A 22,884-nucleotide genomic window follows, 5' to 3' on the forward strand; every position below is an offset into this window, starting at 1 on the left:
GTCGAGGCCTGGTGCCTACTCCCGAACAGGCTCCGGGTCCGCATCCTTTTCGGAGGCGCTGCGCTGCCGGGCCTCGTCGGAGATGCTGACGCTGTCCCTGCCCCCCTTTTTTTCGGGCGGTTTTTCGCGCTTTCGCTGGCGCTCCTGCCCTCCCGCGTCCGGGTCGATGCGCAACTGCCCCGGAATCCTGTCGACGCTGTAGCTCATGCTCTCCTCCTTCGTGTGGCCAGGGGCCTGCACGGAAAAAAACGCCGTCCGGCATCATACCAGTTGACAGAACCCTATGGGAAGCTAATTAATAGTCTCGGCACGCACCCACCCGGGCCCGGGACATACGGCTTGTACAGCGGCAAACGCTGATGTATACTTGCCCACTTGGTGGGAATTCTCTCATAAAGTAGGATTACATCGTAATGAGACTGAATACCAAGCTGGTGATGATCATGCTCTCCATGCTGATCATCGCCATGTTGATCCTCTTCATCCTGAACCAGTTCAGCCAAAACGACCTGGTCCAGGAGATCCAGGAAAGTTCCACCGTGGTATCCAAGGCGATCCAGCTGAGCGTCGAAGATCTGACCTCCGAAACGGACGTAGAGTCCTCCCGCCTGAAGGAATATCTGCAGCAGGCACGCAACAAGGGCATCAGCCAGATCAACATCATCAACAACGAGGGCGAGATCATCAACTCGTCCGACCCGGAACAGGTCGGCAAAAAGCGCGAGATCAAGAAGCTGGAGAAGGGGCTCAAGGCCTCGCGGCGCGGCGTCGACTCCGGGACGCTCAAACCCTACGACCTGGTGGTACCGGTCATCGTGGGGGACGAGCAGCTCGGTTACGTGCAGGTCAACATCCTGCTGGACAACATCCGGGACATCCAGCACGCCAACTTCGTCAGGCGCCTGGTAGCGACCAGCCTGGTCTTCCTGTTCGGCATGTTCCTCACCATCTTCCTGGCGCGGCGCTACACCTCGCCGATCCATCGGCTGGCCACCGGGGTGAAGGACGTCTCCGAGGGGGACCTGAGCGTCACCTTCGACGTGGCAAGCGACGACGAGATCGGCGAGCTGGCCCAGAACTTAAACGAGATGGTGGAGAAGCTCAAGGAGCGCGAACTGCTGGAGAAACGGCTCTACGAGGCGGAGCACCTCTCGAAGGTGGGGCAGCTCGCGTCCGGCATCGCCCACGAGATCAGGAACCCGCTCAACTACATAAGCCTCGCCATCGACCACCTGAAGAGCGAGCTGTTACCGGCCTGCCAGGGGCGCGGCGCGGAACTCGAGTCGATCACCAACACCATCAAGGAAGAGGTGCGCAAGGCGAACTACATGGTGCTCAACTTCATGAACTACGGGCGCCCCCTGAAGCTTCGCCTGCAGACGGTGCACTACCCGGAACTTCTGGACAAGGCGATGACCATCCTGGAGGACAAGCTGAAGGAGGCGCGCGTGGAAGTGCGCCGGGAGATCCCGGAGGGGCTCCCCGCCATGCTGGTCGACCCCGAGCTGATGCGCAACTGCCTGTGCAACTTCATCACGAACGCCGCCCAGGCCATGCCCCAGGGTGGAGTCATCACCCTGGGCGCCGGGGTGGACCAGGAGGCCGAAGAGGTCCGGCTGAGCTTCAGCGACCAGGGGGTGGGGATCGAACCCCAGGACCTGGAGAAGGTGTTCCAGCCCTACTTCACCACCAAGGAGGCGGGGATCGGCCTCGGGCTCGCCATCACCGAGCGCATCATCAAGGAACACGGCGGGAGCCTCGAGGTGGAGAGCTGCCCGGGGTGCGGCACCACCTTCACCGTGCGCCTTCCCCTGCGCTAACACGATTTTCTCAACCGTAACCGTAACCTCAACCCGGTTTCAGATTGGAGCAGCAATGAGTGGCAGTATCCTGATAGTTGACGACGAAAAAGGGCAGCGCGACATCCTCTCCGCCATCCTGAGCAAGGAAGGGTACGAGATCGCCGCGGCTCCGGGCGGGCGCGAGGCGCTCGAGGAGTTGGAGCGGGGTGAGTTCGACCTCCTGCTCACCGACCTCAAGATGCAGGGGATGTCCGGGATGGAGCTCATGGAGCGGGTACTCGCCGACAACCCCGGTCAGTGCGTCATCATGATGACCGCCCACGGCACCATCGACTCGGCGAAGACCGCCATCAAGATGGGGGCCTTCGACTACCTGGAAAAACCGCTGGAGCGCGACGACCTGATCCTCACCCTGCAGCGCGCCTTCGAGAAGATCAACCTCCTCAAGGAAAACCGGGTGCTGCACAAGCGGCTCGCCGAGACGAAGATGCTCCCCAACATGATCGGCGAGCACCCCAAGATGATGGAGGTGGCCCGGATGATCAACAAGATCGCCCCCACCTCGACCACGGTGCTCATCTACGGCGAGTCCGGTACCGGCAAGGAGCTGGTGGCCCGCGCCATCCACGACGGCTCGCCGCGCCGCGACAAGGCCTTCTTCGCCATCAACTGCGCCGCGATTCCCGACTCCCTCATGGAGAGCGAGCTGTTCGGCCACGAAAAGGGCTCCTTCACCGGCGCCGGCACCCGCGAGATCGGCCTTTTCGAGGCCGCCGAGGGGGGCACCGTCTTTTTGGACGAGATCGGCGAGATGAACATCGCCATGCAGGCGAAGCTGTTGCGCGCCATCCAGGAAAAGGAGATCCGGCGCGTGGGGGGGAAGGTGAACATCCCGGTGGACGTGAGGATCATCTCGGCCACCAACAAGGACCTCGAGCAGGAGACCCGCAAGGGTGCCTTCCGCGAGGACCTCTTCTACCGCCTCAACGTGATCCGCATCACGCTCCCCCCCTTGCGGGAGCGGGGCAACGACATCCTCACCCTGGCCAATTTCTTCCTGAAGAAGTACAGCGAATCAAGCGGCATCACCCTGAAGGGGATCAGCAAGCCGGCTCTTAAGATCCTCCTCGAGTACAGCTGGCCCGGCAACGTGCGCCAGCTGGAATCGGTCATCGAGCGCGGCGTGCTCATGGCCGAGAGCGACTACATCCAACCCGAGGACCTGCCCGCCGAAGTGCACCACGAGGCGGAACCGGCGGGAAGCCTCCCCTTCGAGTTCCCCGTCGGGGGGATCTCCATCGACGAGCTGGAGCGGGACCTGATCATCAAGGCGATGCAGCGCGCCGACTGGGTGATCAGCAAGGCCGCGCCGCTTTTGGGCATGAGCTACAAAACACTACAGTACCGGCTGGAGAAATTCGGCATCGGCAAGCCGGAGTAAGCCGCCGGTTGAAAAGGAGTGCGTCATGAATCTCGCCAGGACGCTCCACCGATTCACCGTAGTTCCCTCCCTCCCCAAGGAGCTGGCAGGGCTGGCCCGCATCGCCTACAACCTCTGGTGGAGCTGGGACGCCGACGCCATCGGCCTCTTTCGACGGCTCGACCCCGAGCTCTGGCGGGTCACCCGCCACAACCCGCTGGAAATGCTGGGGAGCCTGCAGCAGGCCACCCTGGAGAGCCTCATGGCGGACGAAGGGTTCATGTCCCACCTGGCCCAGGTGGAAGAGAGCCTGGACGCCTACCTCACCGCGCGCACCTGGTACCAGCGCCACGGCAACCCCGGTGCGCGCATCGCCTACTTCTCCATGGAGTTCGGGCTCCACGAATCCCTCCCCATCTACTCCGGGGGGCTCGGCATCCTGGCCGGCGACCACCTGAAGTCGGCCAGCGACCTCGGGCTCCCGCTGGTCGGCGTCGGGCTCCTCTACCGCCAGGGGTACTTCCGCCAGTACCTGAACCTCGAGGGGTGGCAGCAGGAGATCTACCCGGAGAACGACTTCTACAACCTCCCCCTGCACCTGGAAAAGGACCCCTCCGGGCTGCCGCGGCTTTTGGAGCTGGACATCGCCGGGCGCGCCGTGAAGGTGCAGATCTGGCGGGTCCAGGTGGGGCGGGTGCGCCTCTACCTCCTCGACACCAACCTGGAGGTGAACCTCCCGGCAGACCGGGAGATCACCACCCGGCTCTACGGCGGCGACCAGGAGATGCGCATCAAGCAGGAGATCCTGCTGGGTATCGGCGGCATCCGGGCCCTGCGCTTCCTCGGGCTGGAACCCAACGTCTGCCACATGAACGAGGGGCACGCCGCCTTCCTCGCCCTGGAGCGCATCCGCACCCACATGGAGGAGGAGCGGCTCACCTTCCCCGAGGCGGTCGAGGCGGTGCGCGGCGGCAACATCTTCACCACCCACACCCCGGTCGAGGCGGGGATCGACCACTTCCCCCCCGACCTGCTGGAAAAGTACCTGGGGCACTACTACCGCGGACTCGGGCTCGCCCCGGAGGCCTTCCTCGCCCTCGGGATGCAGACCCCGGAGCGCGCGGGGGAGAGCTTCTGCATGGCGGTACTTGCCATGAAACTCTCCAACCACTCAAACGGCGTGAGCGAGCTGCACGGCGAGGTCTCCCGGAAGATGTGGGCGGACGTCTGGCCCGACCTCCCGGAGGAACAGCTGCCGCTCACCTCGATCACCAACGGGGTGCACCAGAACACCTGGCTCTCCGAGGAGATGGCGGCCCTCTTGGTGCGCTACCTGGGGACCCGCTGGATCGAGGAGCAGGGAGGCGAACAGATCTGGCACAAGGTGACCCGGATCCCCGACGCCGAACTCTGGCGCACCCACCGCCGCGGCACCGCCCGCCTGGTGGACTACGCGCGGCGTACCCTCAAGGGGCAGCTGCAGCAATTGGAGGCGAGCGCCAAGGACATCGCCAACACCAATGAGGTGCTCGATCCCGAGATCCTCACCATCGGCTTCGCGCGCCGCTTCGCCACCTACAAGCGCGGCACGCTTTTGTTGCACGACAAGGAGCGCCTGGCCGCCATCCTGAACCACCCCACCCGTCCGGTGCAGATCGTCTTCGCCGGCAAGGCGCACCCCGCCGACCACCAGGGGAAGGAGCTGATCCGGCAGATCGTGCAGCTCTCGCACCAGGAACGCTTCCGGCGTCGCATCGTCTTTCTCGAGGACTACGACATCTCGGTGGCGCGCCACCTGGTGCGCGGGGTCGACGTCTGGCTCAACACCCCTTTGAGGCCCCTGGAGGCGAGCGGCACCTCCGGCATGAAGGTCGCCTTCAACGGCGGGCTGAACCTGAGCATCCTGGACGGCTGGTGGTGCGAGGGGTACCGGGGGAACAACGGCTGGGCCATCGGGCGCGGCGAGGTGTACGACGATCTCGCCTACCAGAACGAGGTGGAGAGCCGGGCCATCTACGACCTTCTGGAGAAGGAGATCGTACCGCTTTTCTACCACCGGGACGTGGACGGCATCCCGCGCGGCTGGACCGCCTGCATGAAGAACTCGCTGCAGTCGCTCTGCCCGGTGTTCTCCACGGACCGGATGGTGCGCGAGTACACCCGGCGCTGCTACCTGCCGGCCTACGAACACTGGGAGCGCCTGAACCGGGACGACAAGCGGCTCGCGGTGGAGCTTGCCCACTGGAAGGAGAAGCTGCACACCCTGTGGGGGCAGCTCTCCATCGACGAGGTGCAGGCCGAGATCGACCGCGAGGTCACCGTGGGGGACCGGCTTCCCATCAAGGTGCGCATCAGCACCGGCCAGATCCCGCTTTCGGAGATCGCCGTGGAGGCCTATTTCGGGGTCCTGGATTCGCGGGGGAGCATCATGGGGGGGGAACTGGTGTCGCTGGAACCGGCAGGGAGCGCGGAGAGCTGGAGCGGGCACTTCGAGGGGGAACTCGAGTGCCGGTTCTGCGGGCGGCACGGCTTCATGCTGCGGATCATGCCGCGCCATCCCGAGCTCGGCCCGGTCTACGCGCCGGGGCTGGTGCTCTGGGGCTAGGTTTTTCTACATCTTTCCTTTCAGGCTGTACACATAGGCCAGGATTTCCGCGACCGCCGCGAAGAGCGACTCGGGGATCTCCTGGCCTTCTTCCACCTGGCCGTAGAGTTCGCGGGCCAGGAAGCGGTTCTCCACCAGGGTCACGTTGTTCTCCCGGGCTATGATCTTGATCTGCAGGGCCATCTGGTCCACCCCCTTGAACACCACGATCGGGGCGGCGTTCTTGGAGCGGTCGTACTTGAGCGCCACCGCGTAGTGGGTCGGGTTGGTGACCACGACGTCGGCGGTCGGGATGATCTGGCGCATGCGGCGCCGGGCCATCTGGAACTGCTTCTGCTTGATCTTCCCCTTGACCGCCGGGTCCCCTTCGGCGTTTTTGTTCTCGTCCTTCACCTCCTGCTTGGTCATCTTCAGGTTTTCCAGGAAGCGCCACTTCACGAAGGCCAGGTCGACCACCGCGAGGACGATCAACACCCCGCAGGTGTGCAGCACGATCTTGAAGGCAAGGTGGCCGATGAACTCCAGGATCCCGGGGAGGTCGCGGTCCACCAGGTAGATGATCCCCTCCATCTCCTCGGTCAGGATCTTGTACGCCATGTACCCCACGATCAAAAGTTTGACAAAGGACTTGGCCACCTCGAACAGGGAGTCCTTGTTGAAAAGCTTGCTGATCCCCTGCGCCGGGTTCAGCCGGGTGATGTCGAACTTGAGCTTCTCGGTGCTCAGCATCACCCCCCCCTGACTCATCTCCACCACGATCCCCGCCACCAACACGATCAGGACAAAGGGCCCCAGGATGAGGGCCAGGCAACCGAACTGCTTGATGAGGAGCGCGTGCACCCCGGTGTAGGTGAGGTCGGTGCGGGTGATTCCCGCGAAGATGTCGTGCATGTTGCTTTTCAGCGTCTTGAGGATGATGCCGGAGGTGGCGTAGAGCCCGATCATCGCCGAAATGAGCGAGATCGCCGAAGTCATCTCGCGGCTGCGCGGCACGCTCCCCTTGCTCTTGGCCTCGTGGACCTTCTTGCTTGTCGGTTTTTCTGTTTTGGAATGTTTGTCGTCTGACATGGCGGGCTAGGCGAGCAGCTTGAAGAGCACGCGCATCTGCCCGGTCATCGCCCCGAAGGCGACCTCGAGGACGCGCAGGAAGACCGGCAGGGAGATCCCCAGGATCACGAAGCCGATGCCGATGTTCAAGGGCATGCTCACCATGAAGACGTTCATGGCGGGGAAGCTGCGGGCCACGATCCCCAGGGCAACCGAGGTGGCCAGAAGCGCCACGGCCACCGGTGCGGCGAGCTTGAGGGCGATGACGAAGACCCCGGTGGATGCGTCCACCAGGAACTTGAGGAGCTCGGGACTCGTGTGCCAGGCGCCCACCGGGATCACCTGGTAGCTCTCCACGATGCCGCGGATGAAGAAGTGGTGCACCCCCAGGGAGAGGAAGATGAGCGTTGCCAGCGCCCCCTGGAACATCGCCATGGTCGGCACGTTGTTCTGGGTGGTCGGGTCGAAGAGCGTCGCCATGGAGAGGCCGATCTGGGCACCCACCTGCTGTCCGCAGAACTCCACGGCGGCAAACACGAACTGGGAGAGGAGCCCCAGGGTGAGCCCGATCAGGCTCTCCAGGATGACCAGGAGCGCCAGGGAGATGATGTCGCTGGGGAGGGTGGCGAGGTGCGGTTTCACGATGGGGAAGAGCAAAAGCGCCATGGCGAAGATGAGCGGTGCCTTGATGCGGTTCGGGACGATGCGGGCGCCGAACAGGGGGATCGCCGCGAAGAGCCCGGCCACCCTGGCGAGCACCAGGGCGAACGGGATCAGGTCGTCGAGCGCCTTGAGCGGCAGGGCGTCGAACACGCTAGTGCCTCATGTTCGCGATCATGCCGTAGACCTCGCGGGTGAAGTCGCTCATGTAGGTCATCATCCAGGGGAAAAAGATGACCATGGCGACCATGACGGCGGCGATTTTCGGTGCGAAGGCGAGCGTCGCCTCGTTGATCGAGGTGACCGCCTGGAAGATGGAGATCAAAAGACCGATCACCAGGGCGCAGATTAAAAGAGGCGCCGAAAGAAGCAGTACCGCCTCGAAGCTGCGGCGGCCGAGTTGTACGACCAGTTCGGGTGTCATGGGAACTCCTTGAACGCGGGAAAAAACGTTGAATCGTTGAGGTGCTGCGTCGGCAAAACGTCGTTGACGGGTGCGGAGACGCCGAGTCGGCGTACCCCGGGAAAAGGTCCCGCTCAACCACTCGACCCCTGTTACGCCGTTGCCCCGCCTCTATTACCCGAAGCTCTTCACCAGCGAGCCGATGATGAGGCTCCAGCCGTCCACCAGGACGAAGAGGAGGATCTTGAAGGGGAGCGAGATCATGACCGGCGGCAGCATCATCATACCCATCGACATGAGCACCGAGGCGACCACCATGTCCAGGACCAGGAACGGGATGTAGACCAGGAAGCCGATCTGGAAGGCGGTCTTCAGCTCGCTCACCACGTAGGCCGGGATGAGGGTCAGGGTCGGGATGTCGTCGGCGTTGCGCGGCCGGGGGAGCTTGGAGAGCGACAGAAACAGCGCCAGGTCCTTCTCCCGCACCTGGGAGAGCATGAACTTTCTGATCGGCGCCACGCCGCGCTTGATCGCCTCCTCCTGGCTGATGGTCTGGGCCTTGTAGGGCTGCAGCGCCTGGGTGTTCACCTGCTGCCAGACCGGGGCCATGATGAAAAAGGTGAGAAACAGGGAGAGCCCTACCACGATCTGGTTGGAGGGGGCCTGCTGGGTCCCCATGGCGCTCCTCAGGAAGGAGAGCACCACCACGATGCGGGTGAAGGAGGTGGTCATCATCAACAGGCTCGGCGCCAGCGAGATGACGGTCATCATGAAGAAGATCTGCAGCACCACGGCCACATCGCCCGGCTTGGAGACCTTCCCCATCCCGACGCTCACCGTGGGAATCGACAGCGGCTCGGCGCCGGCCGTTGCTGCAAGGGTCAGGGAGGCGAGGATAACCAGCAGCGCTCCCAGAAAGGCTTTAGTTCTCACGCGAAACCGCCACTCTTTTTTTGCAGGCTGAATTCCGGCACCCGGGGGGCGGCGGCCAGCTGCTTGATCTTGTTCATGAGGTTGGCCGGGATCAGGGTGGCGCAGCCGCGCTCGTCCACGATCTCGATCTCCTCGAGCATCTCCACCTGCTTCAAGAAGTTGATCCCCTCGCCGGTGTTGGAAAGCAGCAGGTACTCCCCCGCCACCTCCACCAGCATGAGCGACTTCTTGGGAGCCAGGTGCCGGGTCTCCACGACCCGGATGTAGCTGAAGGGGGTACCGCCGGCCTGGGGGAGCTTCAGGTAGCGCCCGGCCAGGTAGTAGAGGATCAGGATGATCCCGATGACCAGGACCAGCGAACCGACCATCCTGGCGAAGCTGCCGGCCAGATCGGCGCCGTCCGAGGCGAAGGCCCCCGCGGGGACCAGCACCAGCAAACCGCCTATCAGCACGCTCAATCTTCTCATAGCACCTTGTCCACCCTTTCGTTGGGGCTCACGATGTCGAGGAGCCGGATGCCGAACTTGTCGTTCACCACCACCGCCTCGCCGCGCGCCACCAGCTTCGAATTGACGAAGACGTCCAGCGGCTCACCGGCCAGCTTGGTAAGTTCCACCACCGACCCCTGGTTCAGTTGCAGGACGTCGCGCACCAGCATCTTGGTGCGCCCCAGCTCGACCGTGAGCTGCAGCGGGATGTCCATGATGAACTCGAGGTTCTTCATCTGCGGGGATTCTTTGGAATCTTCCAAGGCAAGTTTGTCGTTCACATTCAAGTATCACCCCCTATACGCAAGGGGCGGCTGATCTGCACCGCCTTGTTCCCCCCGCTAACACCTGCTATTCCCATGAATTTCTTGGTCCCGCCGATCTTGACCAGGAGGTCGTTGCGGTTGCTCCCTTCAAGCATGACGGTATCTCCGGGAGTCAGCTCCAGAAGTTCCTCCAGCGAGATGGTGGCGCTCCCCATTTCGACCGAGAGGTCGAGCGGCGCGTCGAGCAGCTCCTCGGAAAGCCGGTAGGACCAGAGCGGGTCCACGGCCATCATGTCGGTCTGCACGCCGCGCTTCAACTTGTCGCGGATCGGCTCGACCGTCAAGAACGGGATGGCCAGCGTCATGTTGCCGACCGTCTCCTCGATCTGGATCTTGAGCGCCATGGTGACCACCTGGTACTCGGGCGGCACGATGTTCACCAGGCGCGGGTTCATCTCCATGCGCAACAGGTTCATGGTGACCGGGCAGAGCGGCGCCCAGGCTTTCTCCAGGTCGGCCAGCACGTCCTTGACGATCTTCTCCACCAGGCGGAGCTCGATGGAGGTGAAGAGCCGGTTCATCCCGGCACCCGCCGCCACGCCGCTGCCGCCCAGGATCGAGTCGACGATGGTGAAGACCAGGGTCGAGTCGAAGGCGATGAGCGCCGCACCCTTCAAGGGTTCCATCTTGTAGATCGCCAGGCAGACCGGGGACGGGAGCACGCTCATGAAGTCACCGAACTTGAAGGGGCGCGCCTCTTCCTTCTTGATCTCCACCATGCGGCCCAGGCGGTTGGACAGGGTGACCCGGTTGAACCGGATGAAACCGTCGTAGACGATGTCCAGGTTCGGGATGACCCGGTGCGCCTCGATGTCCAGGAGGTCGAACTGTTCGGCCTGGGGTCCGCCCTTGGCAAGCTCCGCTTCGGGGTTCAGTGTCCCCTCGAAGACGGCCGCGACCAGGGCGTCGATCTCTTCCTTGGTGAGAAGTTTCTCCATCAGGGGGTCCCTTTACTGCACCACGAAGTCGGTGAAATATACCTTGCTGACCTTGTTGGCCCCGGCAATCCGGTTGGAGGCCGCGAGGATCTGCTCTCTCAGGGTGTTCTTGCCCTGCAGGTCCTGGATCTCCTGCATGGTCTTGGTGGTGAGCAGGATCAGGATCGCGTCCCTGAGCGGGGCGACCTTGGTGTCGAGCTCGGCCTTCACCTCGGGATTCACCATCTCGAACTCCACCTTGAGTTTGAGGTAGCGGATCTCCTGGCCGTCGTAGATGTTCACGATAAACGGCTCAAGCGCATAGCTGCTGGCGCTGGGTTTCCCTTCTTTCCCCTCGCCGTGGCCCCCTTCCGCCTTGGCCTCGCCATGTCCACCTTCGGCCTTGGCCTCGGCCTTGGCTTCCACCTTGGCCTCGCCGTGCGCGCCCTTCTTGTCGCCCTTGCTGCCGCCCATGAACATGGCGGCACCGCCCCCGATTACCAAAAGCGCTACCGCGGCGCCGATGATGATGAACAGTTTCTTCTTGTCCTTGGGTGGTGGGGCATCCTGGGTTTTTGCCTGTTCGGCCATACCGGGTTCTCCTTTGTGCTTGCCGCGTGATCGCGTATCGACTGACTCCCATTGCAACCTGGGTGCCAGTTCGGCCCGCAAGCGCCCCGAGAGTGCCGTGAACACTGCCGAATACTGCATCCCCCAGAGATACCGCCTGACTTTGCGCTGAACTTTTACCAACGGATAAGGGGCGATTTTGCCCTGCCAAGCGGCGGTGTTTTGAATTGCGGGTCAATGTTTTGACTAGGGCGCCGACATACCGGCAGAACCCGGGTGGGAGGCGATTCCCGCATCGCTTCGAACGGGAAGCTAAAGTTTCCCGGCGTAGCGCCGACCCGGGAAGTAGTGCCGGCAGCAGCGGGGGAGCTTCCCGATGCTGCGGTGCACCTGCCGGGCCCACGCGCCCGGTGCAGCTGCCGGGACGTCGTTCCCGGTCCGGCGTGCGGCGTGGGGAGGTCGCCTGACCCTGGAGCTCCCTGCCGGACGGTATTCGCGGCAGCTGTCGGGCGGCCCGGGCAAGCCATTCTCATTGGCAGGGCCCTTGCATGATGGTGCATCCTAGCAGGACCCGCCCGAAAGGGCAGGCGGTTCCCGGCGAAGCAGCTTCCCGGGACGGCTCACATCAACCTGGCCGGCAGGGCAACGCGCCCAAGGTCAGTGGAGGATTTTACATGGCTCTGCGTCTGGCTCTTTTTCTTGCACTGCTCACCGCCTTCGGGTGCGCCTCACGGGTCCCCGTGGCAGTGAACCATTCCCTGACCACCCAGAAAAAGGCCAAGGCGGCGCACCACTGGGACGTGCTGGCCGAGGACATCGCCCAGCAGACCAAGCTGGCCATTGCCGACCCGAAGAAGAACTTTCCGAAGAAGCCGATCTACATCCAGCCCGGCGGAAGCTCCAGCTTCGACACCGCCTTTAGAAACTTCCTGATCACCCGGATGGTGAACGACGGGGTGCCGGTGACCGCCGAGCCGCGCGAGGGGCTCGCCATCGGCTACGATACCCAGCTGGTGCGCCACGACAGCAGCCGCTACACCCACATCCCCGGCTCGCTCACCGCGCTGGCCGCCGGGGTCTGGGTGATCCGGGACCTGGCCGCCGGAGCCGCCGCCGATGCCGCGCCGGCCACCCTGGGGCTCACCGCCCTCGCCGATTACGCCCTGGGGCACTACGCCGGCGGGGCCACCCACACGGAACTCATCGTGACCACGACCATCCTGGACCAGTCCAGGTATATCTTCCGCAAGTCGGACATCTACTACCTCGAGGACGAGGACACCGGGCTCTTCAGCGGCGAAGCGCCGGCGCGCCAGGTGAAACAGCTGGGGGTGGTGGCACAATGAAACGCGTTCTTTTAGGACTCTTGCTGACGCTGTTATCCGGCTGCGCCGCGCTTTCCGGCTCGACCCAGCCCGACGGCGACGACTTCTTCATGCAGTCCAACTACCGGGCCGTGGACCAGATGCTGGCCCACATCCCCGCCTCGAAGGCGCTCAACAAGCAGCAGCCGATCATCGTGGCGTCCTTGGTCAACATCGACGACCTGTACAGCTCGCGGCTGGGGCGCACCCTGTCCGAGCAGCTCGCCACCCGGCTCACCCAGAGCGGCTACTCGGTGGTGGAGCTCAAGCTGCGCGACAGCATCTTCGTGAAACAGCTCCAGGGCGAGCTCTTGCTCTCCCGCGAGCTGAAGGACATCACCCGCAACCACAAGGCCCAGGCGGTCCTGGTGGGGACCTACTCCGAGGCAAACGGCCAGGTCTACCTCACCATCAAGCTGGTCAGCGTGGCAGACAACGTCGTCATCTCGGCGCAGGACTACCTGCTGCCGCTCAATTCCAGTGTCCGGTCGCTGCTGTGGGGCAGCGCCAAGCAGCCCTAGTCCGGCAATCCAGGAGAAGTCATGAGAAGCTCACAGTTAAGGTTGTTAGTGTCCTGTCTGTTGGTACCCGTTGCCGTATCGAGCGCCGCCGCGGCGGAAGTGGGCAGCGGTTACTTCTCCGTCAAGGGCGGATCTTTCCTCCCCAACGGCAAGAGCGGCTCCAACAGCCTGGCCAGCTTCGACACCGGCTACAACGGCGAGGTCGCCGTCGGCTACCGCGCCGAGAAATACGCGGCCATCGAGGTCGGTACCGGTATCTTCAGTTCGTCGAGTTCGGTATCCGACGACAACGCCTCCTCGAAGAAGACGCTCTACGGCATCCCGGTGACCGCGACCGCCAAGGCGATCCTCGACCTGGAGAAGCTGGACCTCTTCGCCGGGGCGGGGCTCGGCTACTACTTCGCCTTCATCAAGAACGACATCAGCTTCATAAACGGGCGTTCCCCGGTCAGCGAAAGCAGCCACGGCTCCGCGCTGGGCTACCACCTGACGGTCGGCGGTGACTACAAGGTTTCCGAGCATTTGCGGGTCGGTGCCGACTTCAAGTACTTCGTGGCCAAGCCCGAGTTCACCCTGACCAACGCCCAGGGGACCAAGGACACCGCGAAGATCGACGTGGGTGGCAGCACCATCAACCTGGGGCTCAAGTACTACTTCTGATTCGGGAATCTGACAAAAACGATTGAGGGGGATCCGCCTGCGGGTGGGTCCCCTTTTTTTGTTACCTCTCCCCTCTCCCGCAAGGGGAGAGGGACCCTCGTTGGCCGGCTTTCCCTGAGGTACGGGAGAGGAGGCTGCAGGCAAAGCAGTGGGGCCAGTGGCACTGCGTAACCCATGCACCTACCGGCGCACCGGGCGCATGATGATTCGCCCCTACGAACTGCACTATCGCAGGAACCAAATAAAAAGCTCCCTCGACTTCGCCGGGGGAGCTTTTTTGGTGTGTCAAAGTTTCGAGCCGCGTGTCGGCTCTCCGTCTCGGCCGACTAGGGGAGTACCGGCACCACGTTCGCCGTGGTGACCGTGAAGTCGTTGGTGCCGTCGAAGCCGGTCAGCTGGGTGTTGGAAACCAGGAAGTCGGTGGCCACCGGGTTGCTGCCGGGCTGGGCCACGTAGGTCACGGTGGCGAACTGCCCCAGCCCGAAGCCGGGCGAGCTGATCACCCCGAGTACCAAAACGCTCGGGTTGGTGTAGTTGACAGCCGGCGCCGCGGCGTGGCTTGCCACACCGGAGACCGTCACCAGGGCCTTCCCTAAGCTGTCGCGCTTGAGGGTCACCCCGGCCGGCAGGGTCAGCGTGGTCTGCAGCGAGGTGATCGGTGCGGTGGTGCTCCCCTGGGTGGTCAGGTACAGGGTGCCGGTGTAGTTACCGATCTGGGTGACCCCCTGCGGTGGGGTGGTCACACCGGTCTGGTTGCGGTTGGTGTCACCGAGGAAGTTGGTCACTGCAGTTTGGAAGTTGGTGATCGTAGTGGCGGAGAGCCGGTTGGTGGCTGCCAGGTCGCTGTACCAGGAGGTGAGCACCGACTCCACCGAACTGCTCGCAGCGAGTTTGGAGATCCCTGCCAGGGCCAGGGTGTAGTTTTTCTGGTCCTGGCTCGCGGCGTTCATGGCCACCACACCCGGCTCGACCGGCTGGGTCGCTACCACGTCGAACTGGAACAGGTTGGAGAGCAGGGCGTTGGCGCTCTGTACCGAGGCCGCGCTGAGGACCGTCCCGGTGAGCGCCTTGCGGGTGGCAAGCTCGGTGAGCGGGGTCACCGCGATGCTCAGGGCACCGCCGGCTCCGCTCACCACCTGGGCGGCTCGCAAGGGTGCCGCATCGCTGATGGTGGCATTGGCTCCGGTCGCCTCGTCGATGTAGCTCCCCGAGACCTCGACTACCACGACCCCGGAGTAGCTCCCCAGGTTGACGCTGTAGTAGCCGGTCGTGTCGGTGTGGGTCGCCGGCTTCAGGAGGATCTTGCCGTTCAGGTCGCCACCCGCCGCCGGGGCGTACACGGAAACCGTGCCTCCCTTGATGAGTCCCTTGGAGGCGTAGCCGCTGATGGTGGTGCCCGATTGGCTGGGGCCGGTGCCGACCGGGCCGGTGCTGCTGCCGCCGCCGGCGCAGCCGGCGAGGAGCAAAAGGACGTTTACTGCTGCCAGAAGGTATTTAGTCCGCATGGTATGCCACCTTTATCTCTGTATGGGTCGTTTCGTCACCAGGACACCAGTCCCACGACCTTGGAAAGGATGATGAGCGCATCGCTCGCGTCGAGTTTGCCGTCCGAGTACGGCTTGCCGGTTCTGAAGGGTGCCAGGTCGCCGTGGCGCACCTGATCGCTGTTCGGCGTCACCAGCCCGACCGCCATCTGCAGGCAGAGCATGGCATCGGTGAGATCCACCTTGCCGTCCAGGTTCACGTCGCCGTCCGGATCGGTGCTGAAGCTGAAGCTGTAGTTGCTCCCCAGGGTGTTGTGGGCGAAGTCGGCGATGGCGGTGCTGGCGGTCGCCGTGTAGGTGGTGGCGTAGGCGAGCGGCCCGGTCGGGGTGAGCGTCGCGGTCTTGGTCGCCGCGTCGTAGCTGACCTGGGCGGTCGCACCGTGGTCCAGGTAGAAGGTGCTCGCGTCCACGGTGGCCGCATCCACGTTCTTGCTGAAGGTCACCGTTACCCTGGTATTGGCGACGCTCAGCCGCTTGGTGCCGTCCACCGGCGAGGTCGCCGTTACGGTCGGGGGGATCAGGTCGATGGTCCAGCCCGCCGATTTCGCCGCGAGCTCCTGGTTCCCTGCCGCGTCGGTCGCCTGCACGGTGAAGACGTGGGCGCCGTTGCCGAGGCCGCTGTAGCTCTGGGTGCAGGTAGCCACCGGCACGCTGCCGCAGGCCGAGCAGGGGGCCGCGACGCCGTCCAGGGAGCAGATGAAGGTGGACGGTTCGTTGGCCGAGAAGGTGAAGCTGGAAAGCGGCAGGTTGGAAAGGACCGGCGGCTGGGCAGTGATGCTGGTCACCGGCGGCACGTTGTCGATGGTCACCGAACTGGTCGAGGCGATCGCCTGGGTGTTTCCGGCGTTGTCGGTCGCCACCGACTGCACGGTGTAGGTGCCGTCGGCGAGCGTGCCGCTCGTGTAGATCCAGCTCTTGGTCAGGCTGTTGTAGTTGGCAAGACCGCTGCTCGCCACCGCCCCCAGGCGGTCGGTGAGGGTCACCGTCACCTGCTGCAGCCCGGTTGCAGGTGCAGGATCGTCGGCCGTGCCGCGCAGGGTCGCCAGGTGCCCCATCAGGTAAGGGTTGGCGAGCGGGGTGATGGTGGAGACCGGCGGCACCGTGTCGATGGTGACGTTGCGGCTCACCACCTGGGAGACGTTCCCCACGATCGACCCGTCCAGGGCCGGTGCCACGTCGAGCACCCGGGCCTGGATGGTGTAGGCGCCGTCCGTGGGCAAGAGCCAGTTGTAGCTCCAGGCAGTGGTGCCGCTGGCATCGCTCCAGGTAAGGGTCGTCGGCGGGTTGGTGGCGCTGAACACCGCCACCTGCACCTTCTGCAGCGCGAGCCCGCCCGGCGCCGCCTGCGCGGTTCCGGTGATCACCCGGGGGCTCGAGCTCCCCACCAGGGCGGCGTTCAGTGGCGAGACCAGCTGCACGTCCGGGAGCGGGTTCGCCACGATGATGCTCGCCGTGGAGGGGTTCGCCTGCAGGTTGCCGGCGTTGTCGACCGCCTGAGCCTGGATGGTGTAGCTGCCGTTCACCGGGAGGCTCCAGAGGTAGCTCCAGCTGGACCAGGGGAGTGCCGGGTTCACGGCCGCATCCGCGGCGGCCCGGTAGCTGCCGCCGTTGATGGCGATGTTTACCGTCCCCACCCCGGAGATCGCGTCGGTCGCCGTGCCGGCGAAGTTGAAGCTGGTGCCGGTGAGCGGCGCGCCGGGCGCGGTGATGGTGGAGGAGGGCTTGTTGTTCTTGTCCACGATCCAGGTGTAGGTCTGGGTGGTGGGCGCCGTGGTCGCGGTGTTGCCGGCCGGGTCGGTCGCCTGGACCTTGAAGACGTGGCTGCCGTCTGCCAGGTTCGTGTAGCTGCGCGGGCTGGTACAGGGCGCACTCACCCCGTCGATCGTGCAGCTGAACGCCGAGTTGGCCTCGCTGGACGAGAAGGCGAAGTTGGCGTCGGAGGCCGTGGTGTAGAACGACGGCGTGCTGCTGATGCTGGTGACCGGCGGGGCGGTGTCGATGGTCCAGCCATAGCTCTTGGCGCTGGTCTCCAGGTTGCCGACGGGGTCGGTCGAGAGCACGCTGAAGTTGTGGCTGCCGTCGGCAAGGCCGGAGTAGGAAAACGGCGATACGCAGGAGAGCGTCAGCCCGTCCAGGGTGCACTGCGAGGTGGAGCCCGGCTTGTCCACGGTGAAGCTGAAGGTGCCGCTCGCGGAGTTGTCTAGGACCTTGGGCTTGGCGGCAATCGAGGTGACCGGCGGCACGTTGTCCACCGTGAGGTTCACCGTGGAGAGCACGCTCTGCACGATGCCGTTACTGTCGGTGGCGCGGGCCGAGACCACGTAGGGGCCGTTCAAAGGGAGCGGTGTTGCGGTCCAGCTATAGCTCCACTGGGTCCAGGAGTTGAGCGTGGCGTTCTTGGTGGCCAGGTTCCAGGTTGCGCCGCCGTCGGTGGAGATCTCCACCTTGGTCAGGTTGCTGCCGGTGCCGTCGGCGCCGGTGATCTGGTTCTTGTCGATGGCGGTACCGGAGATCGCGAGCGGGTTTCTCACCGTGCTCCCGGTGGTCGGGGTGACGATGCTGGCGACCGGCGGGAAGCCCCCCTTCCCCTGCAGGTAGCTGGTCACCGGCTGGTTCGGCGCATCCGAGGCGATGACCAGCGAGGCGGTCTTGGTCCCGGTGGTGGTCGGGATGAAGTTGACGCCGATGGTGCAGTAGTCGCCGGCCTCGATCACCGGGGTCGGCAGGTTGCACTGGCGGCTCCCCCCGGCGACCACGTGGTAGAGCCCCGCGTCGGTGCCGGCCAGGCTCATCGCGGAGACATTGAGCTGCAGGGTCCCGGTGTTCAAAAGGTTGAAGACCTGGATCTTGGTGTCGTTCACGTTGACGATGCCGAAGTCGACGGGGCTCGAGGCGCTCGGTGCCGACGGAGAGATCGCCGAGACCGGGCTCAGCTTCAGTCCGAAGATCTTCGAGCCGGCGGTCCCGGCGTAGACCTTCTTGGCGGCCGAGCTCGCGGCGAGCGAGGTCACCGTCTTGTCGGTGAGGCCGGTGTTCATGGCGGTCCAGACGTCGCCGGAGTTGGTGGAGAAGAAGACCCCGCCGCCGTTGGTGCCGGCAGTCAGGAAGCTGGGGTTACCCATCGCGAGCCCGAGCGCCTTCACGTTGGTGTTGGTGATGCCGCTACTTACCTGGAACCAGGTGGCGCCGTTGTCCGCCGAGCGGAATACCCCGCTCGGGGTCCCGACGTAGATGTTGCCGGCGTCCAGGACCAGGGCGTTCACCACCGTGCTGGTGAGGTTCGTGTTGATCTGGCTCCAGCTCCCGCCGTTGTCCGAGCGGTACACCCCGCCGCCGTTGGTGGCGGTAAAGAGCGAGACGCCGCGGAAGGCGAGGCCGGTCAGGTCGGTGTTGGAGGGCTGGCCACCGGCGTAGGCGCTCCAGGTGTCGGTGCCGGAGTTGTAGACGTAGATCCCTTCGGAGGTCGCCGCGTGCAGGGCGCCCCCCGCGCCGAGGCAGAGGGCGCGCACGTCGGTGTTGGGGAGGTTCGCGCTCAGGCTGGTCCAGGTGACGCCGTCGTCGACCGACTTGTAGACCCCGTTTCCGGAGGCCGCGTACACCGGGGTGCCGGTGGGGTCGAAGAGGAACGCGGTCGGGGTGCCGGGGTTTGCGCTGGTGACGGCGATCCAGGTGCTCGCGCTGTCGCTGGAGCGGTAGATCCCGCCGTTGGCCATCCCCCCCACGATGATGGTGTTGTCCGAAGGTTTGATGGCCAGCGAGCTCCCGGGTCTCAGTCCCGTGCCGAGTGCGGTCCAGGAGGAGCCCGACGCAGTGCTGCGGAAGGCCCCCAGGTCGGTGCCGGCGTAGAGGGTGGCGCGGGCCGTGGGGTTGTTCGCCAGGGCGTGCAGGACGGCAGGGACGCTGATCCCCGAAGTGACCGAGCTCCAGGCACCCCAGCTGCTCGAGGCATAGGACTGCTTGTAGAGGCCGTTGCCGGTCCCGGCGTAGGCGGTCCCCGGCGCTGCCGGGTTGTCCACCAGGATGATGTTCACTATGAGGTTGCCGAGCGAGCCGTTGTCGGCGGCCCAGGTGGCGCCCGCGTCGCTGCTGATGAAGACCCCGCCGCCGTTGGTCCCGGCGAAGATGGTCGGGCTCGACCCGGTGGCGCCGTAGGCCAGGCAGAGGACGTCCTGGTTGTTGAGGCCGGTGTTGACGGCGCCCCAGTGCGCGCCCGAGTCGGTAGTCTGGAAGATCCCCGCGTCGGTCGCCGCGTAGACGATGCTGGTCGAGACCGGGTCGATGAGGAGCCAGCGCACGTTCTGGCTGGTGAGCCCGGTGTTCACCTGGCTCCAGCTCCCGGCGCCGTCGCTACTCTTGAAGACACCGGCCGGGCCCGCCGCGTAGAGGGTGGTCGGGGTGAGGGGATCGATCGCCACGAAGCGCACGTTGGTGGTAGTGAGCCCGCTCGAGGCGTCCACCCAGGAGGCCGCGCCGTCGCTGGTCTTGAAGAGCCCGTCCCTGGTCGCGGCGTAGACCACCTTGGGATCGACCGGGTGCACGGCAAAGCCCTGGATCTGGCGGTTCTTCAGCCCGGCGTTGGCCGCAGTCCAGCCGGTCCCCCCCTCGTTCATGGTGTAGACCCCGCCGCCGTCGGTACCGTTGTACACGGTGGCAAGCGGTGTGGTCGGCGCCACTGCCAAGGTTTTGACAACCGCCTTGGAGGGGGCCGGGGTGGGTCCGCTCGAGCTCCAGTTGTTGTAGGTGATGGCGGCCTGGGCCGGTGCGGCACCGGCGAACCAGAGCGCCAGGGCCAACAGCGCGGCCCAGGGCAAACGCAACGAAAAGTTGTTTCGAAGTCTCATGACGCATCCTTGGCACAACGGGTAAAGACGGGTTTCCAGCCGGGCGCCACGCCCCTGCCGGGTGGCCGAAAGGTCGGCCCTGGCACCCTTGCGGTGCTGCTTCCCTTTTCGGCTTTTTTACCAAAAACATTTAGTAAATAATGCACTTGGAGCGTTTCGGGGACGTTTTTCACCCCCGCTGACGCGCATAAAAAAATCCGCCCCGACTCTGGAAGCCAAGGCGGATCTTTTAGTCCTGCAGACTCAAGGAGGCTACCGGATCAGCGACAGCACTTCCTGGGTCATCTGGTCCGTGGTGGTGATGGTCTTCGAGTTCGCGGAGTAGGCGCGCTGGGTGGTGATCATCTTCACGAACTCGCTGGCCAGGTCGACGTTGCTCCCCTCGAGCGAGTTGCTGAGTACCTTCTCGCTGGAGCCGTTGGGCTTGTTGCTGGCCAGCGTGAAGGCGCCGGTGGAGACGCCGGCTTTCGAGTTGGACTGGTACAGCGAGCTGCCGGCCTTGGTCAGGGCACCCGGGTCGGAGGCGGTCACCACGGCGAGGCGCTGCACGGTGGCGGCGTTGGCTGCGGTTACCGAGACGCCGGTGGAGCCGGAGGCGTTGTAGAAGTTCTGGGTGATGCCGTCGGCGCCCAGGTAGGTGATCAGGCCGTCCGGGTCGATCTTGGTGATCTTGCTGAAGGCCTTACCTTCTTCGGTCTGTACCGAGGCATAGGAGGTGGTCACGGCGGTCACCGCGGTGGTGGTGGCAGCCGGGATCGAGGTCCCCGCGGCACCGGCGGCACCCTGCAGCGCGGCGTAGGCGGCCGAGAGGGCGGCGTTCACCGCGTCGGCGTTGCCGCCGTTGGGGGAGGCCGCGAAGGTGGTGTTGGCCGCGATGGCGGCGTTGTTTGCCGCGGTGGCGGCGGTTACCAGGGCCTGGGCAGCGGTCTTGGCGGCGCCGGCCGACATGGCGGTTACCGCGGCCTGTGCCGTGGCGATGTCGGTGGTGATGGCGGTGGTGGCCGGGGTCACCACGGCGGCGGTGTTGAAGGCGACGGCGGCGGTGGTGATGCCGGACTGGTTGTCGGAGAACTTGATCGGGTTACCCGCGGTGTCGAGCACCTGGTAGCCGTCGGCGTTCACCAGGGTCAGGTTGTTGTCCACGTGGAAGGCACCGTTGCGGGAAAGGAACGCCGAGTCCTGGCTGGCCAGGGGCGACGGCGAGGTCGGTGACTTCAGGGCGAAGAAGCTGTTCCCCTGGATGCAGAGGTCGGTGACGTTTTCCGAGCTCTGCGAGGAGCCCTGGGTGAAGATGTTCTGTACCGCCTGCATCTGGACGCCGCGCCCCACCTGCGAGTTGGCGCCGGCGTTGCCGGAGAGCAGGTCGGAGAACAGCGAGCGGGACTCCTTGAAGCCGGTCGTGTTGACGTTGGAGATGTTGTTGCCGATCACGTTCATGGAATCGCCGTACGCAGTAAGACCGCTAACACCCGTATAAAGAGCAGAAGTAAGACTCATTTTAATGCCTCCTGTGTTGTAGTGGTTGGGACACCTCAGTCGGTCGGTGTCCGCCGGGCTTCCTTCAAGAGGGCCAGCCCAAAAAGTCGGTTCTAAGTTCTCTGTGCTACGTTCTGGTTCCAGGTTTCTCGTTGTGCGTTTCGGGTACTCGGTTACTTTTTCAAGCTGGTGTCGTCGGTTTTTCTCCGTGTGCTTGGTGGCTTTAGTGGCCAACCTGCCGTTAGAGCACTACCGCCGAGTCGATGTTGGTGAACACGTTGCCCTGCATTGCCTGGCGATCCATCGCGGTTACTACGGTGCGGTTTTTGACACTAACCACGAGCGCTGCATCTCCAAGCATGATCAGGGAATCCCTGCCGCCCTTCTGGGCCACGCTGTCTACTGCTCCTGCCAACTTCTTCAGATCGCTGTCGCTTAAGGTGATCCCCCGCGACTTGAGCCTCTCCTGTGCATGCTGGGAGAGTTTTACCGGCTGACCGGGGAGTTTCTGGTCCAGTACCTGGGCAAACGGTGTGCCGGATCCTGTCTGCTTCGCCCCCTGCGGTGTGGCCGGGTTGGGTCTGACCGGCGCCTGAATCGGTTGCGGGAACAGGATGCTGTTATCGATCATCTAGCCCCCTGTGCTCACCGCCGTTACGTCAGTGAGACTCAATTTTACGTTGCCGACGGAGAGGACCGGCGTCGCCCCGGACATGTCCACGCCGTCCACCTTCCCCTTGATCATCGGGGTGGTGGTTACCGTGTTCCCCTGAGCGTCCTTGGCGCTGACCGAGAAGCTGTAGGCGCCGGAGGAGAGCTGGCTCCCCAGGTTGTTGGTGCCGTCCCAGCTGACCGAACCGTCGCCGGCGCCCATGGCACCTGCGTTGATGGTCTTGATCACCGAACCGCTCCCGTTGAGGATGTTCACGGTGACCTGGTCTGCCGACTGCCCCAGGTTGAAGTTGACGGAACTCGGGCTCCCGGAGGTGAGGCTCACCTGGGACCCGGAGGCCTTGACCTCTTTCCCGATCAGGGAGACCGAGGCCATGGTCATGCTGTTGCCCCCCTGGTTCAGGAGGCTCGTCAGGTTCGAGTTGGTGTTGTAGGCCTGCTCGACCTGGGTTATCTGCGCCAGCTGGCTGATGAACTGGCTGGAATCCTGAGGATTCAGGGGATCCTGATTCTGCAGCTGGGTTACGAAGAGCTTGAGGAAGTCGTCCTTGTTCATCCCGGTCGCCTTCTTCATCGCTGCCGCGGCCGCGGTCGAGTCGGTGGCCGCGCTGCCGGTTACGTCGCTGATCATCGTG

Annotated in this window: 21 protein-coding genes; 6 read left to right on the forward strand and 15 right to left on the reverse strand. The window is 64.4% G+C overall.

The features are described from left to right. Positions 1-15: 15 nt before the first annotated feature. Positions 16-207 carry a hypothetical protein gene (locus H7688_RS04345; RefSeq protein ID WP_183359845.1) on the reverse strand — a complete coding sequence of 64 codons (192 nt, stop codon included), beginning with the start codon at positions 205-207 and terminating at the stop codon, positions 16-18. Positions 208-413: 206 nt separating this feature from the next. Between H7688_RS04345 and H7688_RS04350 the strand changes: the two genes are divergently transcribed. Genes H7688_RS04350 through glgP form a run of 3 tightly spaced genes read left to right on the forward strand, consistent with a single transcriptional unit; the run spans position 414 to position 5,827 of the window. Next, positions 414-1,820, forward strand: a complete 1,407-nt coding sequence (locus tag H7688_RS04350) for a sensor histidine kinase (protein WP_183359846.1) — start codon at positions 414-416, stop codon at positions 1,818-1,820. Positions 1,821-1,875: 55 nt separating this feature from the next. Next, on the forward strand, positions 1,876-3,243 hold the full coding sequence (locus H7688_RS04355; RefSeq protein ID WP_183359847.1) for a sigma-54-dependent transcriptional regulator: 1,368 nt from the start codon (positions 1,876-1,878) through the stop codon (positions 3,241-3,243). A gap of 25 nt (positions 3,244-3,268) precedes the next feature. Then, positions 3,269-5,827 (forward strand): alpha-glucan family phosphorylase, encoded by a 2,559-nt coding sequence (gene glgP, locus H7688_RS04360; RefSeq protein WP_183359848.1) that lies wholly within the window; start codon positions 3,269-3,271, stop codon positions 5,825-5,827. Positions 5,828-5,833: 6 nt separating this feature from the next. Here glgP and flhB read toward each other — a convergent pair whose 3' ends face one another. The 9 genes from flhB to H7688_RS04405 form a co-directional block, all read right to left on the reverse strand. After that, positions 5,834-6,895, reverse strand: a complete 1,062-nt coding sequence (gene flhB / locus H7688_RS04365; RefSeq protein ID WP_183359850.1) for a flagellar biosynthesis protein FlhB — start codon at positions 6,893-6,895, stop codon at positions 5,834-5,836. Positions 6,896-6,901: 6 nt separating this feature from the next. Then, entirely contained in the window at positions 6,902-7,687 is a 786-nt protein-coding gene (fliR, locus tag H7688_RS04370) for a flagellar biosynthetic protein FliR (protein WP_183359851.1), read from the reverse strand. Position 7,688: 1 nt separating this feature from the next. Then, entirely contained in the window at positions 7,689-7,958 is a 270-nt protein-coding gene (fliQ, locus tag H7688_RS04375) for a flagellar biosynthesis protein FliQ (RefSeq protein WP_183359852.1), read from the reverse strand. A 153-nt stretch (positions 7,959-8,111) separates the two neighbouring features. Next, positions 8,112-8,870 (reverse strand): flagellar type III secretion system pore protein FliP, encoded by a 759-nt coding sequence (gene fliP / locus H7688_RS04380; protein ID WP_183359853.1) that lies wholly within the window; start codon positions 8,868-8,870, stop codon positions 8,112-8,114. Beyond that, a complete protein-coding gene (gene fliO / locus H7688_RS04385; RefSeq protein ID WP_183359854.1) occupies positions 8,867-9,337 on the reverse strand; it encodes a flagellar biosynthetic protein FliO in 471 nt (156 codons plus the stop codon). Before fliO ends, fliP begins: the two co-directional genes overlap by 4 nt. Next, the gene (gene fliN, locus H7688_RS04390; protein ID WP_183360343.1) at positions 9,334-9,594 is read right to left on the reverse strand and encodes a flagellar motor switch protein FliN; all 261 of its coding nucleotides are present in this window, start codon (positions 9,592-9,594) and stop codon (positions 9,334-9,336) included. Before fliN ends, fliO begins: the two co-directional genes overlap by 4 nt. Before the next feature lie 47 nt (positions 9,595-9,641). Then, positions 9,642-10,622, reverse strand: a complete 981-nt coding sequence (gene fliM / locus H7688_RS04395; RefSeq protein WP_183359855.1) for a flagellar motor switch protein FliM — start codon at positions 10,620-10,622, stop codon at positions 9,642-9,644. Positions 10,623-10,634: 12 nt separating this feature from the next. Beyond that, positions 10,635-11,192: a flagellar basal body-associated FliL family protein gene (locus tag H7688_RS04400; RefSeq protein WP_183359856.1), complete on the reverse strand. Its 558-nt coding sequence runs from the start codon at positions 11,190-11,192 to the stop codon at positions 10,635-10,637. Positions 11,193-11,483: 291 nt separating this feature from the next. Then, positions 11,484-11,693: a hypothetical protein gene (locus H7688_RS04405; RefSeq protein ID WP_183359857.1), complete on the reverse strand. Its 210-nt coding sequence runs from the start codon at positions 11,691-11,693 to the stop codon at positions 11,484-11,486. Positions 11,694-11,845: 152 nt separating this feature from the next. Here H7688_RS04405 and H7688_RS04410 point away from each other — a divergent pair, with 152 nt between their 5' ends. From H7688_RS04410 to H7688_RS04420, 3 genes are read left to right on the forward strand one after another with little or no spacing between them, the layout of a single operon-like run. Further along, positions 11,846-12,517, forward strand: a complete 672-nt coding sequence (locus H7688_RS04410; protein WP_183359858.1) for a hypothetical protein — start codon at positions 11,846-11,848, stop codon at positions 12,515-12,517. Continuing rightward, positions 12,514-13,056, forward strand: a complete 543-nt coding sequence (locus H7688_RS04415) for a FlgO family outer membrane protein (RefSeq protein WP_183359859.1) — start codon at positions 12,514-12,516, stop codon at positions 13,054-13,056. The genes H7688_RS04410 and H7688_RS04415 overlap by 4 nt, the downstream gene beginning before the upstream one ends. 21 nt (positions 13,057-13,077) lie before the next feature. Beyond that, positions 13,078-13,716: an outer membrane beta-barrel protein gene (locus H7688_RS04420; RefSeq protein ID WP_183359860.1), complete on the forward strand. Its 639-nt coding sequence runs from the start codon at positions 13,078-13,080 to the stop codon at positions 13,714-13,716. Positions 13,717-14,042: 326 nt separating this feature from the next. Here H7688_RS04420 and H7688_RS04425 read toward each other — a convergent pair whose 3' ends face one another. The 5 genes from H7688_RS04425 to H7688_RS04445 all read right to left on the reverse strand — a co-directional run bounded on the left by H7688_RS04425 (position 14,043) and on the right by H7688_RS04445 (position 22,880). Continuing rightward, positions 14,043-15,221, reverse strand: a complete 1,179-nt coding sequence (locus H7688_RS04425; protein WP_183359861.1) for a hypothetical protein — start codon at positions 15,219-15,221, stop codon at positions 14,043-14,045. 35 nt (positions 15,222-15,256) lie between these two features. After that, complete coding sequence (locus tag H7688_RS04430; RefSeq protein WP_183359862.1) at positions 15,257-20,101, reverse strand: Ig-like domain-containing protein; 4,845 nt, start codon at positions 20,099-20,101, stop codon at positions 15,257-15,259. 252 nt (positions 20,102-20,353) lie between these two features. Then, the gene (locus H7688_RS04435) at positions 20,354-21,598 is read right to left on the reverse strand and encodes a flagellar hook-basal body complex protein (RefSeq protein WP_183359863.1); all 1,245 of its coding nucleotides are present in this window, start codon (positions 21,596-21,598) and stop codon (positions 20,354-20,356) included. A gap of 220 nt (positions 21,599-21,818) precedes the next feature. Continuing rightward, entirely contained in the window at positions 21,819-22,208 is a 390-nt protein-coding gene (locus H7688_RS04440) for a TIGR02530 family flagellar biosynthesis protein (protein WP_183359864.1), read from the reverse strand. After that, positions 22,209-22,880: a flagellar hook assembly protein FlgD gene (locus H7688_RS04445; protein WP_183359865.1), complete on the reverse strand. Its 672-nt coding sequence runs from the start codon at positions 22,878-22,880 to the stop codon at positions 22,209-22,211. Positions 22,881-22,884: the final 4 nt, after the last annotated feature.

It is taken from the genome of Geomonas limicola (genome assembly GCF_014193675.1).
Taxonomy (GTDB): Bacteria; Desulfobacterota; Desulfuromonadia; order Geobacterales; family Geobacteraceae; genus Geomonas; species Geomonas limicola.

Bases quoted from the DNA above. Each gene is read 5' to 3' on its own strand.
- H7688_RS04350 (WP_183359846.1), top strand. From the start codon at position 414: ATGAGACTGAATACCAAGCTGGTGATGATCATGCTCTCCATGCTGATC.
- H7688_RS04445 (WP_183359865.1), bottom strand. From the start codon at position 22,880: ATGATCAGCGACGTAACCGGCAGCGCGGCCACCGACTCGACCGCGGCC.
- H7688_RS04400 (WP_183359856.1), bottom strand. From the start codon at position 11,192: ATGGCCGAACAGGCAAAAACCCAGGATGCCCCACCACCCAAGGACAAG.
- flhB (WP_183359850.1), bottom strand. From the start codon at position 6,895: ATGTCAGACGACAAACATTCCAAAACAGAAAAACCGACAAGCAAGAAG.
- H7688_RS04410 (WP_183359858.1), top strand. From the start codon at position 11,846: ATGGCTCTGCGTCTGGCTCTTTTTCTTGCACTGCTCACCGCCTTCGGG.
- H7688_RS04355 (WP_183359847.1), top strand. From the start codon at position 1,876: ATGAGTGGCAGTATCCTGATAGTTGACGACGAAAAAGGGCAGCGCGAC.
- fliN (WP_183360343.1), bottom strand. From the start codon at position 9,594: ATGAAGAACCTCGAGTTCATCATGGACATCCCGCTGCAGCTCACGGTC.
- H7688_RS04425 (WP_183359861.1), bottom strand. From the start codon at position 15,221: ATGCGGACTAAATACCTTCTGGCAGCAGTAAACGTCCTTTTGCTCCTC.
- H7688_RS04415 (WP_183359859.1), top strand. From the start codon at position 12,514: ATGAAACGCGTTCTTTTAGGACTCTTGCTGACGCTGTTATCCGGCTGC.
- H7688_RS04345 (WP_183359845.1), bottom strand. From the start codon at position 207: ATGAGCTACAGCGTCGACAGGATTCCGGGGCAGTTGCGCATCGACCCG.
- fliO (WP_183359854.1), bottom strand. From the start codon at position 9,337: ATGAGAAGATTGAGCGTGCTGATAGGCGGTTTGCTGGTGCTGGTCCCC.
- H7688_RS04440 (WP_183359864.1), bottom strand. From the start codon at position 22,208: ATGATCGATAACAGCATCCTGTTCCCGCAACCGATTCAGGCGCCGGTC.
- glgP (WP_183359848.1), top strand. From the start codon at position 3,269: ATGAATCTCGCCAGGACGCTCCACCGATTCACCGTAGTTCCCTCCCTC.
- fliQ (WP_183359852.1), bottom strand. From the start codon at position 7,958: ATGACACCCGAACTGGTCGTACAACTCGGCCGCCGCAGCTTCGAGGCG.
- H7688_RS04435 (WP_183359863.1), bottom strand. From the start codon at position 21,598: ATGAGTCTTACTTCTGCTCTTTATACGGGTGTTAGCGGTCTTACTGCG.
- H7688_RS04430 (WP_183359862.1), bottom strand. From the start codon at position 20,101: ATGAGACTTCGAAACAACTTTTCGTTGCGTTTGCCCTGGGCCGCGCTG.
- fliM (WP_183359855.1), bottom strand. From the start codon at position 10,622: ATGGAGAAACTTCTCACCAAGGAAGAGATCGACGCCCTGGTCGCGGCC.
- H7688_RS04420 (WP_183359860.1), top strand. From the start codon at position 13,078: ATGAGAAGCTCACAGTTAAGGTTGTTAGTGTCCTGTCTGTTGGTACCC.